At 57.0% G+C, this 14,657-nt stretch carries 12 protein-coding genes; 3 read left to right on the top strand and 9 right to left on the bottom strand.

Features of this window, described 5'->3' with window-relative positions; genetic code table 11:
* Positions 1–186: 186 nt before the first annotated feature.
* The 7 genes from ELH03_RS29880 to ELH03_RS29850 form a co-directional block, all read right to left on the bottom strand.
* Positions 187–1,239, bottom strand: a complete 1,053-nt coding sequence (locus tag ELH03_RS29880; RefSeq protein WP_130806849.1) for a sugar phosphate isomerase/epimerase family protein — start codon at positions 1,237–1,239, stop codon at positions 187–189.
* Between the two features lie 79 nt (positions 1,240–1,318).
* Positions 1,319–2,077, bottom strand: a complete 759-nt coding sequence (locus tag ELH03_RS29875; RefSeq protein WP_130767695.1) for a sugar phosphate isomerase/epimerase family protein — start codon at positions 2,075–2,077, stop codon at positions 1,319–1,321.
* Positions 2,074–3,156 (bottom strand): ABC transporter ATP-binding protein, encoded by a 1,083-nt coding sequence (locus ELH03_RS29870; protein WP_105008639.1) that lies wholly within the window; start codon positions 3,154–3,156, stop codon positions 2,074–2,076. The genes ELH03_RS29875 and ELH03_RS29870 overlap by 4 nt, the downstream gene beginning before the upstream one ends.
* Before the next feature lie 7 nt (positions 3,157–3,163).
* On the bottom strand, positions 3,164–4,237 hold the full coding sequence (locus tag ELH03_RS29865) for a Gfo/Idh/MocA family protein (protein WP_128401859.1): 1,074 nt from the start codon (positions 4,235–4,237) through the stop codon (positions 3,164–3,166).
* An 11-nt stretch (positions 4,238–4,248) separates the two neighbouring features.
* Positions 4,249–5,079 carry a carbohydrate ABC transporter permease gene (locus tag ELH03_RS29860; protein ID WP_105008637.1) on the bottom strand — a complete coding sequence of 277 codons (831 nt, stop codon included), beginning with the start codon at positions 5,077–5,079 and terminating at the stop codon, positions 4,249–4,251.
* Positions 5,079–5,990, bottom strand: coding sequence for a carbohydrate ABC transporter permease (locus ELH03_RS29855; RefSeq protein WP_245457588.1), 912 nt, complete (start codon positions 5,988–5,990; stop codon positions 5,079–5,081). The genes ELH03_RS29860 and ELH03_RS29855 overlap by 1 nt, the downstream gene beginning before the upstream one ends.
* 3 nt (positions 5,991–5,993) lie before the next feature.
* On the bottom strand, positions 5,994–7,244 hold the full coding sequence (locus ELH03_RS29850) for an ABC transporter substrate-binding protein (protein WP_130767696.1): 1,251 nt from the start codon (positions 7,242–7,244) through the stop codon (positions 5,994–5,996).
* 158 nt (positions 7,245–7,402) lie between these two features.
* Between ELH03_RS29850 and ELH03_RS29845 the strand changes: the two genes are divergently transcribed.
* Positions 7,403–8,467, top strand: a complete 1,065-nt coding sequence (locus ELH03_RS29845) for a LacI family DNA-binding transcriptional regulator (RefSeq protein ID WP_164902063.1) — start codon at positions 7,403–7,405, stop codon at positions 8,465–8,467.
* Positions 8,468–8,800: 333 nt separating this feature from the next.
* On the opposite strand, the gene ELH03_RS29840 is transcribed toward ELH03_RS29845, so the two are convergent.
* The gene (locus ELH03_RS29840) at positions 8,801–9,022 is read right to left on the bottom strand and encodes a hypothetical protein (protein ID WP_130806847.1); all 222 of its coding nucleotides are present in this window, start codon (positions 9,020–9,022) and stop codon (positions 8,801–8,803) included.
* Positions 9,023–9,815: 793 nt separating this feature from the next.
* On the opposite strand from ELH03_RS29840, the gene ELH03_RS29835 reads away from it, so the two are divergent.
* Positions 9,816–10,733: a recombinase family protein gene (locus tag ELH03_RS29835; protein WP_130767407.1), complete on the top strand. Its 918-nt coding sequence runs from the start codon at positions 9,816–9,818 to the stop codon at positions 10,731–10,733.
* A 205-nt stretch (positions 10,734–10,938) separates the two neighbouring features.
* Entirely contained in the window at positions 10,939–12,042 is a 1,104-nt protein-coding gene (locus ELH03_RS29830) for a Fic family protein (RefSeq protein ID WP_128401853.1), read from the top strand.
* A gap of 90 nt (positions 12,043–12,132) precedes the next feature.
* Here the strand turns inward: ELH03_RS29830 and ELH03_RS29825 are convergent, their stop codons facing one another.
* Positions 12,133–12,399 carry a DUF2277 domain-containing protein gene (locus ELH03_RS29825; RefSeq protein ID WP_128401852.1) on the bottom strand — a complete coding sequence of 89 codons (267 nt, stop codon included), beginning with the start codon at positions 12,397–12,399 and terminating at the stop codon, positions 12,133–12,135.
* Between the last annotated feature and the right edge of the window lie 2,258 nt (positions 12,400–14,657).

Raw genomic sequence — 14,657 nt, 5'->3', positions numbered from 1 at the left:
TAACTTGGTGCGGACCCATGCCCCTCATCCGGCTGTCGCCACCGTCCTTCGGACGCCCGCTAACGGGGCAAAGGGATATGCCGCTGTGTGTACGGCAATCTCTGCGTTTGGTGTGGCAAGTCCCCTCTCCCCGTCAAAACGGGGAGAGGGTTAGGGTGAGGGGCAGCATCACAGCACCCCTATGCGTTAGAGCCCCAGCATCCGCCGGTTCGCCGCCTGGTCCGTGCCGCTGCCGGCGAAATCGTCGAAGGCTTTCTCGGTGACGCGGATGATATGGGCGGCAACGAATTCGGCGCCCTCCCGGGCACCGTAATCCGGATGCTTCAGCGCGCATTCCCATTCGACCACGGCCCAGCCGTCGAAATTATTCGCCGTCATCTTCGAGAACACCGCGCCGAAATCGACCTGACCGTCGCCGAGCGAACGGAACCGGCCGGCGCGTTCGACCCAGCCCTGATACCCACCGTAGACGCCCTGGCGCCCGGTCGGATTGAACTCAGCATCCTTGACGTGGAACATCTTGATGCGGTCTTTGTAGATGTCGATATTGTCGAGATAATCGAGGCACTGCAGGACATAGTGCGAGGGATCGTAGAGCATGTTGGCGCGAGGATGGTTCTTCACCCGCTCCAGGAACATCTCAAAGGTGATGCCGTCATGCAGGTCCTCGCCCGGGTGGATCTCGTAGCAGACGTCGATACCGTTCTCGTCCGCATGGTTGAGGATCGGCGTCCAGCGGCGGGCAAGCTCGTCGAAGGCAGTCTCGACCAGGCCGGCAGGACGCTGCGGCCAGGGATAGATGAAGGGCCAGGCAAGCGCGCCGGAGAAGGTCGCATGCGCCGTAAGCCCGAGGTTCTTGGATGCGGTCAGCGCCATCTTGACCTGCTCGACCGCCCATTCCTGACGCGCCTTCGGATTGCCGCGCACCTCCGGTGCAGCGAACCCGTCGAAGGCTTCGTCATAGGCCGGATGCACCGCGACGAGCTGGCCTTGCAGGTAAGTGGAGAGTTCGGTGATCTCGATGCCGTTTTCGCGAGCCTTGCCGGCGAATTCGTCGCAATAGGCCTTGGAGGTGGCAGCCTTCTTCAGATCGATCAGCTGGCTGGCCCAGGTCGGCACCTGGACGCCCTTGTAGCCGATGTCGGCAGCCCATTTGGTGATCGCGTCCCAGGAGTCGAAAGGTGCGGTATCGCCCGCAAACTGGCCAAGGAAAAGGCCGGGGCCCTTGATCGTTTTCATGTCGTTGATCCTGTTTTGCATGGTGTTTGAGCCACAACCTACGTAGCGGCCTTGTAAGCTCGCTCACAGGGTCAGAACGCTATTTCTGGGAAGCAAGGGTCTTGAAACTTTGCGACCAGCGATGCAGGAAACGATCCAAGTCGATGGGATTATCATGCTCGGCCACATGAGCCTTGAGGTACGGAAGTTTTTCGAACTCCTCGAAGATCGGACGCCAGTCACTCACGCCATGTCCAAGATCGGCCCAGCCGTCTTCGAGGGCAGTGGCGTGGTTGGGCTGGACGTCCTTGAGATGGACCGCGACGACGCGTTCTGCCCGAGCCCTGAGCCAATCCAACGGATCGCCCCCAGCTCTCAAGATCCAGCCGAGGTCTGCTTCCCAATTCATCTCAGGCGCAGCGTCGAGCAGAATGTCCATTGGAATAAGTCCATTTTCGACCGGTACAAACTCAAAATCGTGATTGTGCCACGCGAAGTCGAATCCTTCGCCTCGAACTTTGTGGTCGAGTAAGTCCAGCCTTGCCGCTAATATCTTCCATCCTGCAAGGTCGGCAGGCCGGTCTTCAGGGGCAAGCCATGGCGCAATCACAGTGTCTATGCCAAGCGTGCGAGCAATCGAAATCGCCTTTTCGAAGTTGCTTTCGAGAAGGTCGAGGCCGAAGTGTCCCTGAGGCATAATGAGACCGCGCTCATCGAGCAGCCTCCGAAACGCAGCCGGGTCTTCGTAGTTAGCGAAAAAGCCTTCTACTCCGTCGTATGCGGATGACTTGACCTGATCGAGGATTCTATCCCACGGCGTGAAGTTGCGCGCGGAATAAAGTTGAACAAGTGTCTTCATAGCTTATCTCCTGATGAGATGCGAAGGCCGGTGGCCTTGTCAAAAAGGTAAAGTCTTTCGAGGGGAAGATGGACAGGCAAAGTGTCTCCTGCCCTGACCGCCAACCTATCGCGGAACGTCGCGAGGAATTCTTCGCCTTGAAGTCGCAAGGCTATCTGGGTCTCCGCCCCAGTCGGCTCGTCGACTATGACTGTGGCATCCATCGCGGGCTTTCCTTCACTGGCAAGTTCGATGTGCTCCGGTCTGATACCTGCAACGAGCGGCCGACCGTCGGCCGCGCTTGCCAAGCCCGGCGGCAAAGCAAACGTCAATCCACGTTCAGTCTGAAATAGGCCGCCTTCGACACGACCGTTGATGAAATTCATGGACGGCGAGCCCAGGAACCCGGCGACAAAAAGACTGTTTGGATTGTCGTAGAGGTCGAGAGGTTTCCCAACCTGCTCAATCCTGCCGCCATTCATGATGACGATCCGATCGGCCATGGTCATCGCTTCGACCTGATCGTGCGTGACGTAGATGATCGTGGTCTTGAGACGCTGATGAAGCGCCTTGATTTCGGTGCGCATCTGCACACGCAACTTTGCGTCGAGATTGGACAGCGGCTCGTCGAACAGAAATACTTCGGGATCGCGCACGATCGCCCGTCCCATGGCTACTCGCTGACGCTGGCCGCCGGACAGCTGCTTCGGCAGGCGTTCCAGAAGCGGGACGAGATCGAGTATCTCCGCCGCTGCCCCGACCCGATCGTCAATCTCTTTTTGCGGCCTGCCGGCCAGCATGAGAGCAAAACCCATATTCTGGGCGACGGTTTTATGGGGATAAAGAGCGTAGGACTGGAATACCATCGCTATGTTTCGGTCTTTTGGTCGCGCGTCGTTGACGACCTTATCGCCGATCGAGACGGTGCCAGTAGTGATTTCCTCTAATCCAGCGACCATTCTGAGCAGCGTTGACTTGCCGCACCCAGAGGGACCAACGAGAATGATGAATTCGCCATCTTCAATGTCGAGCGTGACGCCATGCATCACGTGAAGCGCGCCGTAAGATTTTGTGACGTGGTCTATTGAAACGTTTGCCATGGCGCCTTCACATCTCCTGCATCATCTGTTGAAAGATTTCGAGATCTTGCCGCGCATCGGCAATCGTCGTCTTCGCGGGAAGCCCCAGAGTGATGGCGTCGTGAAAACGTTTCCATTCCACGACAAAGGCATCGCCTCGTGTCTGGTGGCCACTGCACGATGTGACGCCGAATGCCGTGTTTGGCGTGGTGACGGTCAGACGCGCAGGCTGGTGTCGGATGTAGGGTGTGTCATAGTCGACGCGGACGATCTTATCCTGCGCGTACACCTCAAGATGCGCATTAAAACGAGCGATTGCGTCAATGCCTGTTTCGAAATGGCAGACAAAATCTCCGTAGTCGAACGCCGCGGTGATAAACATGCCTTCCCGACGGAAGCCAGCATGGAGGACGCGCTTGGGCATACCGATAAGCTCCCGCATCGCCGAAACGTCGTGTGAGGAAAGACCCAGCAGGAGATTGTAGACCAGTGCGCGTGGACGTTCGCTGGTTCCGATCGCCTCTACAAGTTTGGCATCGGTGTCTTCACGAGTTTTGTCGAGCACCCATTGGGGAATATCATCGCCTCGAACCACGTTTGATGTCGGCTCTACGAACGATGAATTGGGTCCGATGATTGCGTGGACGCGCGCGAAGTTGATCTGGTCTCTTATACCCGCGACGATTTTGACCGCATCCTCAAAGGCGGGTGCGTGACGGCGCATGTAGCCGATCTGCACCGTCATTCCGGTTTCGGCCTCGGCGGCCGCAAGAGCGTCGGCCTCTGTCAAGGTCATACACATCGGCTTTTCGATTAGGACATGCTTGCCCTTCTGAATTGCTTCGATGGCCGTCGGAGCGTGGAAGGTGTTCGGGTTGGCAACAAGCACCGCGTCAACCGAAGGATCGTCGAGCAGGGACGAACCGTCATCGTAGAGAGACGCTCCCGGAACGACCGCGCCGACGCCCTTGAGAACAGTTGGGGAGGGATCGCATAGAGCGGTGATTGCAAAGCGGTCTGACAGTTCGCGCAGCGTCGGGATGTGAAGTATCTGCGAGGCCTCGCCGCACCCGATGATGCCGACGTTGATGATTTTTGACATAATGACTCCGATCAACCCTTCACGCCGCCGGCAATCGCGCCGTGGGTGATGAATTTCTGCACGAAAAGAAAGAGGATGAGGGTTGGAAGCATGGTCACGGATGCCGCGGCCGTGAGGCTTCCCCAATCGGTCGAGAATTGCTGCAGGAACATCTGTATGCCGACAGGAAGTGTCATTGCGGCCTTAGTGCGAAGGAACACGTTCGCAACAAAAAACTCGTTGTATGCGAGCAAGAAAGCAAAGATCGAAACTGCAGCAAGCCCCGGCCCGGAAAGTGGCAACACGACCCGAAAAAACGCGCCGAAGTGACCACAGCCGTCGATCAGTGCTGCTTCCTCCAGTTCCCGCGGAATGGTGTCAAAATAGCTTCGCGCCATCCACGTGACGAACGGCAGATTGATCACCCCGTATACGATGATCACAGACAGAGGCGTGTCGATAAGCCCGAGGGGACGGAAAAGCAGGAACAGTGGAATCAGAGCCAGGATGATTGGAAACATCTGAACTGCAAACAAGCCGGTAGAATAGACATCCAGCAGGCGGTTTTTGAAGCGGGAGAGTGCATAGCCCGCGAAGACGGCGCAAAACAGGGAAAATACGGTAGCACCAAGCGCCGTCACGACAGAGTTCCTGAGATAGCTGAGAAATGGTGTCTCCTCCATGAGGAACAGATAGTTTTGCAATGATGGGTCGCGAGGAATGATCGTCAGACGGGCCACGATTGCTTCAGTTGGTTGAAACGAATTGAGAACCATGAGGATGATGGGCAGGTTGATGACCATGGCAATCAACGTCATCGTTCCGGTCAGAGCCCAGTTTTTATGCATTCGTCTACGTGCCATCAGCGCTTCTCCCTTTGCAGACGCAGGACGACAGTGAAAATGACCATCAAAATGGCGAGGGTAACGAAAGAAACAGCCGCTCCCATGCCGACATCGTTGCGGGCAAACGTGTAACGGTACGCAAGGACGACCAGGTTCTCGGTGGCGTTTGCAGGTCCTCCTTGAGCAAGGAGCCAAGGTGTATCGAAGTCGTTGACTGTCCAGACCGTCATGAGAAGGCAAAGGACGACAGAGATGCCGCTTATCGCCGGCATGGTGACATGCCGGAAGCTTTGCCACTTCGTTGCACCGTCGATGTCTGCCGCTTCATAAAGCGTGCGGTCGATCGTCTGAAGTGCCGCAAGAAGCGATAGCAGCATGAATGGAAATGAGCGCCAGATCTTGATGACGATAACCATTGCGATCGTCCAATTGGAGCTGGACAGGAAGTACACGGGGTCTCCCCCGAAAAATACGATGATCTGGTTGAAGAGAGCCTTGTCGTCGTTGATCATCCACCGCCAGGATACGATCGCGACGAGCGACGGGACGATCCATGGCAACAGAAGCAGAACGCGAAACAGCCCGCGCCCTGGAAAATCCTTCTGCAGAAGAAGCGCCAGGCCGAGTCCCAAGCTGTAGCAACCCACGATATTGGCGACGGCGAAGTACAGCGAAAACCGAAGCGCATGCCAGAACGACGGGTCGGTCAGAAGCTTGCCGTAGTTTCTCAGGCCGACGAACTTGCCGGCCTTGAGCAGCGAGCCGTTTGTAAAGCTGTACCAGAAGCCTTGGATCATAGGGTATCCGATGACCACGAGCATCAGGATCAGGGACGGGAGAAGCAAGAGCAACGTCATGCGCAGGTCAGGGGTCAGAAACTGTCTGGCGCTGGAGCGCCAGACAGTTCGCTTCACGAGCGAGGCCGTCATCGGTTACTGTTCCATAATTTCTTGAAGATGGTCCTGAGCAGGCGTAACGACCTCGCCCGCCGGTTGACCCTGCCAGAGCTTCTGAACAAGGCTCATCATGAAACCATCACCGTCGATCTCGTTTAGCTGCGGAAAGGTACCACCGGCGGTAGCCGACATCGGCTTGACGATCGGCAGATAGTTTTTGATCACGAAGCTGACTTGATCGTTTTCAGTGAAATACGGATCTTGCTGGAACGAGACGCGTGCCGGAATGCCTCCAGCCTTACCCTCTGTCCAAAGAACCTTCTGGTTTTCGGACCACCAACGCAGAAATTTCAAGGTTTCTTCCGGGTGCTCGGTCTGCTTGTAGACCATGATGTTGTTGATCCAGCCAATCGTCCCCTTCTCGCCGGAAGTCGATGTAAGCGGCGGCACGACTCCGACCTTGTCCTTCTCTTTTCCTGCTTGGTCTGCGGTACTCGGGCTCGAGAGGTAAAACGCGGCCTTGCCAGCGTTGAAACTTCCCAGCGCGTCGTCGTTCGTATAGCCGGCCGACGCCGGGTTAAGCACTTTCTCGGTCGCGAAGCTGGACAGAAAATTGAGCGCTGCAAGAGATTTTTCGCCGGTGAGGTTTGGCTTCTTGTCTGCGTCGAACAGGCCCCCGCCATTGTTGATCATCGCCGACAATATCCAATGCATTCCTGTCGCATCGCCGGAGGAAACGACACCGTAGGTACCGTCTTTCGTCACCGCCTTGCTGACGGCAAGAAATTCGTCCCAATTGGTTGGGACCTTCTGCCCTGCCGCTTCGAGAATGTCTTTCCGATAAAACAGTCCGCGAAGATCGATGGCCCACGGTAAGGCCACATAATGGCCGTCGTATTTCATTGCCTCCAGCGTACCTGGCGCAAAATCCTTTGCGCTGCCGTCCGCTTCCATTTCCTTGACGAGATCGTCAACCGGATAGATGGCGTCCATGCTGTAAAACTGGACTGCTTGAAATCCAGCGCCGGTCGAAATGTCAGGAGCGGAGCCAGACGCGATCGCTGTCACGTAAGTTTCATACCAGTTCGCCCATGGCACCGACCGGTAGGTCACGTGGATGTCGTCCTGACTTTTGTTAAAGTCGTCGACGAGCTGCTGGGCGCGCTGTGAGTAGGATCCCGGTCCCCAAACCTGGTCCCAGAAGTTTAGCTCGACTTGAGCGTGGGCGCTCGAAGCGGCTCCAGCAAGCAATGCGGCAAGCGGCAGAATGCGTAAAAAGTTTCGCACGGAATCTCCTCCCATTGATCTTCCCGCGCCGCCCTCCTAGGCGGCGAAATCCGGGTTACACAACCAATAACCAATTAAAACGTCGTGTGGTGACGTCACCACATTGCATATTGATATCAGTAATGCAAGTGAGACTACGAGATTTCGAAGGAGATGAGATGCGTTCCCAAACGGCGACAATGGCGGACGTGGCGAGAGAAGCGCAGGTTTCGCCAACAACGGCGGCCCGTGTCATCCACAACAGAGGGTATGTCTCGGACGAGAACCGTAAGCGCGTCTTAGAAGCAGTTGAGAGCACAGGGTACCGCCCAAATCTGCAGGCTCGCTCTTTGAGAATGCAAAGGAGCTATTCTCTTGGGCTGGTGCTGTCTTCGGCGCGTGAAAACCCTTTCTACACGCACATTTCTCACGCTATCCGCACAGCTGCCAGCGACCGCGGCTTCTCGATGCTGACGGTCAATCACAGCTACTCCCCTGAAGCGGAGGTCAATGGGATAAAGCAGTTCCTTGAGCATGGAGTTGATGCGACGATTCTTTGCCATGCACTAGAAAACAAAAACATCCAGCCGTTGATCCAGGCGGGTATCCCGGTCATTCAGGTCGAACGCCACGATATCGAACAGGCATATTTCGTCGCCATTGATCCAGACCCAGGGATGCGTGCGGCGGTTAAGACCCTGGCCGATGAAGGCCACAGAAGAGTTGCCTTCATCGGTGCGCGCGCGACCGGCTTAAAGGACGGCGGTCCTGGCCACGCCGAACAACGACGAGCCGAAGCGTTTCAACAAGCGGTCTCGTTGTGCGGGCTTGACGAACAAGACTGCCCAGTCGTGCTCGGCGAGTATTTTCCCCGATCTCCGAACGATATGCTCCCCGGCCGCCGGCTCGCAACCATGTTGCTGGATGATCACCGTCGCGCCGTCACCGCGGTCATCGCCGGATCAGATATTCTAGCCGCTGGCATTCTTCAGGTTTTATACGAGCGCGGCTTGAATGTTCCTTCGGACATCTCCGTCATTGGCTACGATGACAGCATGGCCCAGTTTCTATCGCCTGCTCTGAGTTCAATCGCCCAGCCCTATCTGGCAATCGGCGATTCCGTCATGGCATTTGTTGAAGAGGCCGTGGGTCAAGACACGAGTAGCGCGAAAACCCGAGAGCGGTCGGTGTCGACTTCATTGGTTTTGCGGAATTCCATTGGACCTGCTCCTGCAAGCTTTTAGGTTGTTCACATGGGCTGCAATAGTGACCGAACCCGGTCTTCAGGTAGAGCGTTTCGAAAACGGCTCGGTTTTGTGTAATGGCCACCCGCGCCAGTATGGCGGAACGAGCCCGGGCAATTGCTGACAGCCTTGCCCGCGCTTCGCGTCTTTCAAAATCTCAGGCGCCACTTGGTTTGCGTCAGTGCAGGAATCGCCGGTGTTGACCCGATGCCGTGGCAGCCAACCGAGCCCTGCAACGGGAATGATTTCCGCGTGCATAGACCTTCAGCCTCTATTTGTCGCGAACACCAGGTCGCAACAGCGCGCTCACCACGATCGTGGACCGTCATCCCATCAGCCGCGCGCTCCGCAGGCAACTAAGTAGTCGTAAGAACGCTGCGCGATTCTGCGCCACCCCTCCGGCTCGTCATGTTCAACGACTAGATGGTCTGCAGGGGTCGTATCGAAGAGCGGCCAAAGGCTTTTCCAGTCGACAATGCCGTCACCCATCGCGGCCCAGCCGCCCTCTGCAATCGTGCCCAATGCATGTGTGTCTTTTACCTGAATGGCCATCATCCTTGAGCCATAACGCTGTCAATCAGCACCGAACATTACATTCCATGCTTAAACACATTCTGGCACTATCTCGGCGATCGGCTGGGAATCAATTGCACCCCTCGCCTCCCTGGTTGCAGCAGGCGCCTGAACGCTCTCGGCCCTTGCGCACGACCACCCTTCTGCGTCAGACATGCTGATTGTGTCGGCATGGCCACCAAATCAGTTCCGCTTACCGCCGCATCAAGAAATCAAGGATGTTTGTGAGAGTGTAAGGCCTTGAAATCATGGTAAACACTTCCTTACCTGGAAGTTATCTCAGACTTTGATTCCGCCATCCATTACGACTCCGAGCGCCTGTACTAACTATCGATGAGTACTGATTATCGATGGTAGATTGATTTCGCGGCACAAATCAGAATGCCGGCCGCCCTAGATCGGTGGATTCCCCGGAAATCCGGGCTTTTTCGCCACTTTGCACCCCGGTTCGGCGGACTTCTTTGCTTAATCAAGTGAAACGGCGCTCGCTCGATCCGCAGAATTGACGCCCCTCCCTTCCCTCCCCCTGGCGTCAACGCCTGCTAAAAGCGACAGCCCGATGCTGCGCTCTCTCAAAAGAGCCAGTCTTGCGGCATTTCGACTGTGGAGGGCCACTGAGGGGCATCACACACCCGGAATGGCTCGCTGCCCGCCTTCGCCCACAAAGCGCGCTCAGTGGCCTTCCATTTCGCACATAAAACACGCTTGCAAAGGAACGTTTCCTGACGCATGCATTATCTGAACAAACCGCCCATACAGACGACATCGGAGTTCCATGGCGAGATCTGCAATCCCCAATCCCGATCCCGCTCCCCGGAGGCTAATTGGATACGCACGCGTGTCGACCGAAGACCAGGTCAACGACGCCCAGGTGGACGAGTTGCGAGCGGCTGGTTGCTACCGTATCCATCAGGAGCACGGATCCGGGGCATCAAGGGTGAGGCCCATCCTGAACAAGCTTCTCCGCGAACTTGTCTCGGGCGACGTGCTCGTAGTCGTTCGGCTGGATCGGCTAGCGCGCTCCGTTAGCCATCTGCTTGCTGTCATCGAAGACCTAGAGAAAAGGGGCGTTCACTTCCGGTCCCTTCGTGATCCAATCGACACCTCGACGCCGCAAGGCATGTTTTCTCTGCAGGTATTGGGTGCCGTAGCCCAGCTCGAGCGTGCGCTTATAGCGGAGCGAACCAAAGCCGGCATGATGGCAGCTAGGGCGCGGGGGCGGCTCGCGGGCAATCCAGGACTCCGCGAGCGGCGACCGGAAGCTGTCCGTGCTGTCGCTGCCGCTCGCAATCGGGCTTATCTGGACGAACTGATCTCATCGGCGCAGACATGGTTGCCGACCGTCCGCAAGCTGCGACCGCAACATAGTTGGGATAATGTGGTGCTAATCCTTAATCGCAAAGGCCACAGCTGGACGGTCGAACGGTTGCGCCGGGCAGTTCACCGGATGGTACGCGAAAAACTTGCCGAGCCAGAACTGCTCGCCCGCTCTCCTCGCCGGCCGCCGGAGGACAATCTGATGAAGCTGGTCGCCGCGATCGCGATCGCCGATCCCGATCTATCGCTGCGCGAGATTGCTGCGCAGTTGGACCAGATGCATGAGCGACCGCCGCGTGGTGGCCGAAAATGGCAACCGTCTTCAGTGAGAGCGCTGTTGGACGAAGCGCGCCGGTTCGGGCTCATACGCCTATGAGTGCGGGTTGTGATGCGGCGGAACGAGGCGCGTTTGATTGGCTACATATGGGGTTTGCTGCACTCTAGATATGTCCGATTCTAACTTTCAAGGTGCTCTCTGGGTCTCCGCGACAGCCTTCGATCCATCACATGAGCGATAGAATTCGTTTCTATCACTCATCGCGATGGATTATAGTGAGTTATAGAAAGGGCGACTATAACTCATGAAATGGAACTGGACGCAGGAAGGCTGGCCGCACTTCATATATGATCATGCGCCGCTTGAACCACTCGAAAGCCGATTCCTTCTGTCATCGGGGGAAGTAATCGGCGCAGTCCGTCATGTCAGCGATGAGGAACGCAATCTGCTTCGTATCGAGCTTTTAAGCGACGAGGCAGTGAAAACCTCCGAGATTGAGGGCGAAATGCTTGATCGATTGAGCGTGCAATCCTCGTTGCGCCGCCAGTTTGGCCTTGATGCCGACGATCGGCCATCAAAGCCGCAGGAGCGCGGCATCGCGGAAATGATGGTCGATGTGTACGACACTTGGTCGGCCCCGCTCAATGACGAAACCCTGTTTCGCTGGCACGGCATGTTGATGACAGGCAATCGCCACATTGGAACGGTCGGCGCATACCGAACGCATGAAGATGCCATGCAGATTGTGTCCGGCCGCCTAGACAACCCGACGATCCACTATGAAGCCCCACCATCAAGGCAGGTCCCGGCGGAAATGGCGGCCTACACCGAGTGGTTCAACAAAACGGCGCCGCTCGGTGAACTCCCCTTGCCCGCTCTTACCCGTGCCGGCATAGGCCATTTGTATTTCGAAAGCATCCATCCGTTTGAAGATGGGAATGGCAGGCTTGGCCGAGCACTCGCCGAAAAATCGCTTGCCCAAAATATTGGGCAACCGAGCTTAATTGCGCTTGCCTACACGATCGAGAATGGCCGGAAAGCCTATTACGATCAGCTCGAACGGCATCAGCGCAGGCTCGATATCACCGAATGGCTGGTGTATTTTGCGGGAACCATCCTTGATGCGCAACAGACCACCCTAATGCGGGTGGCTTTCTATATCAGCAAGGCGCACTTCTACGATCGGTTCCGCGGGCAGTTCAACGATCGCCAGGAGAAAGCCATCGCTCGGATGTTCCGAGAAGGCCCTGGGGGATTTAAAGGCGGATTAAGCGCTGACAACTACATCTCGATCACGCGGACCTCGCGAGCGACAGCGACGCGCGATCTTCATGACTTGGTAGAGAAAGATGCGCTCACGCGCACCGGCGAACGCCGGCACGCTCGTTATGCACTAAATCTGACCTGAAAAACCAGATTGCCGCCAAGCGCCGCGTCCCTTTTAGACAAAAGTCCGAAAAGCCGAACCGACTGACCGCGACGCGACGGGCCTGCAAAGTCATGCGAACCGGGTCAAGTTCCTCGCGCGCGCTCTTGCAGCTTCTTCCTCGCGGTTGTGCGGCGGATGTGAAGTCTCGAGCGAATCGAGCAGTGCGCGCGCGCATGCCGCGATCGAAACGATTGCGTGCTCGAACGCTGCCTCATTGCGTTTCGACGGCTTAGTCGTTCCACTCAGCTTTCGCACGAACTGCAAAGCCGCATCGCGTATTTCCTGGTCGGTCGCCGGCGGATCGAAATTAAACAGCGGTTTTATGTTTCTGCACATCGATTGCTCCCAGTCTTCTTCGTTTAACTCGTAGCGTGGGGCGGGGCGGTGACTTACCTATGCAGGGGGTTCGAGGCGCGATATCCGTCCTGTCGGTCCGATCGCTTCCCGCGCCCATCGTTGCAGCGATCTCCCCTTAGTCCGACAGCCCTACCCGTCCGTCAGCTCCGGCTGAGAATAGCTTAGATAACGAAAAGGAAGCCACAAGTCTTTCTCGCTGCAATCGCTCCAGGCATGTGGTGCATGGCACGCCACGACGTCGACTTCACCGGTGACGCCGATTTTTGCAGCCTCGCGCCCGATACCTCAACTTTCTTCACGCCTTGAACAGTCGCTTTTGGCAGCTTTCTGATCACTCCTTGTCGGTACACTCCCGGCAAAAGTAACAGCTGTTACCTTTCAGGCCTCTCGTATCAAGATCGCCTGGTTCGTCCAACACGAGCCACAGATACCTCGGCGTTGATGCTACCGCCAAATGGGGTGTCGAGCGAACCTTCTCCCGTCCTCTCTGTCGCAAAGTCATTATCGCTGCCATCGCCCCAGGGCATCAGCTGCACAGGGCACCACAGCGTCGATGTCACCAGTGACACCGACTTATTGCCGGCCCGCGCGGACCCTTTCACGTCCCTTATCCTTTGAACGCCAGACCGCTCAGCACTTACGCTAACCTGCGAAGTCGCGGAGGCTGTATCGTTTTTGGCGATTGAGCTCTTTCAAGGAGGAGAGGGTCCTATCCTTGTCGGCACACTCCACTGTAGTTCATCCAGATCTTGCGACCGAAGGATGGTAACAGTTCTCCGTACGGAGGACTAATGAGGACGAACGATCCTGGGCGGCCGCTCAGTCGCGAGATTAAACAGGCAGCGAGCGCCAATGTTAGCACGTTTGCTCGTGAGTGGAGATTTCGCGCAATGGCCTTTATCAATGGCAAAAGGAGTTCCGTGCTGGCGGAGCGTCGGCGCTATGAGGTGGACGTTCGCAGTGAGGCACAGTTATCCCGCCGGACCGTTCGTGCCAATGACATCCGACTCCAGGCATGACTGGCACATCGGCATCAGGCGCAGCACGTGCTTGTGGTTGGCACGCCAGCCTCCTTGGCTCGGAAGCACGGCGCTTCTTCGGTAGCCGTAATCCCGGTTGGCGATTACTAGGCGTTGGAGGGTGTCGCGCAGTCCCATTTCCTTCCGCGCGGCGCCGTCGGCTGGCAATGACGATACTAGCCCGCGTAGCTCACCCCAGCCAGCAGGCACATTCGTTCCACACTGATCTGGCCTAGTACCTCGGACGCCATCATCGCTTGGATACCGTGCAGATGCCTTCCCGAAGGCTTGCCGCTCCGCTGGCGTGCTGCCCCGACGTGCAAGCGTGCCCAACCTAGCCCGAGATCTCAGCTAGCCGACATCGACCAGCTCTGGGTCGCCGCCGTCACTACATTCATCACGCCGAAGAGTTCGCATTCCTGACGATCGTCCTCGACACTTTCAGTCGCAGGGTCATCGGCTGGGCTATTGCAGCCTCCAATGGTTTGGTGTTGCGACGACCGCTTGAATCTGCCCAATATGCCAGTGCCGACCGTCCGGAACAACTAACAGACATTGCATCCAGCCAAGCATGAGCCATGGCGCGATCCCCACTATAATGCGAAGGCCTAGAGATTCATGAAGGCACTGAAGGAAGAGGGTGTGGATGGCCAGGTGTACCGTGACCGGGACGATGCAAGGACGCGGATCGGCGAATTCGTCGAGGTGGCCTACAACGGGCCCTGCGCTCGGCCCTTCCAAAAGGTAACAGCTGTTACCTTTAGCCCATCGCATCAAGACCGCCTGGTTCGCGATCAAACATGGACATCGATCCCACCGCGAATAGGTGTCGGGCGGACCCTTCCCGGGCCCTCTCCGTGCGTGGATAGGCAACCGCCCTCCTCCTTCGAATTCGTTTACGCCCTCCAACACCCATGTTCTTCTTCGAGGCGAGTGGCGTCAAAGGACGCGCAAAGATTTCACCGTCAGCAAAGAATGAAGCGCGAAGGCAGGGAGCGAGATAGCAACCTCATAACCGTCGGCGCTTACTTCGTCATCGACGCTGAACAACCATGGGCCACATATTCAGAACGGATCGGCAGGTTCGGTCCCTTTCAATGGACAGGAGGAATGGGACTTCCCGGCCACAGCTTTGTCGGCAGGTTCTTCAGGGCAGTTACCGCCCTCGCCGTCTTGTTGCGGAAGTCCGATAGAATTTGGCTGCACGACGGCGCCCGC

Source organism: Rhizobium beringeri (assembly GCF_004306515.1).
Classification (GTDB): Bacteria; Pseudomonadota; Alphaproteobacteria; order Rhizobiales; family Rhizobiaceae; genus Rhizobium; species Rhizobium beringeri.
Note: the sequence above shows the minus strand (reverse complement) of the source record. Positions and strands in the feature narration are given on the sequence as shown.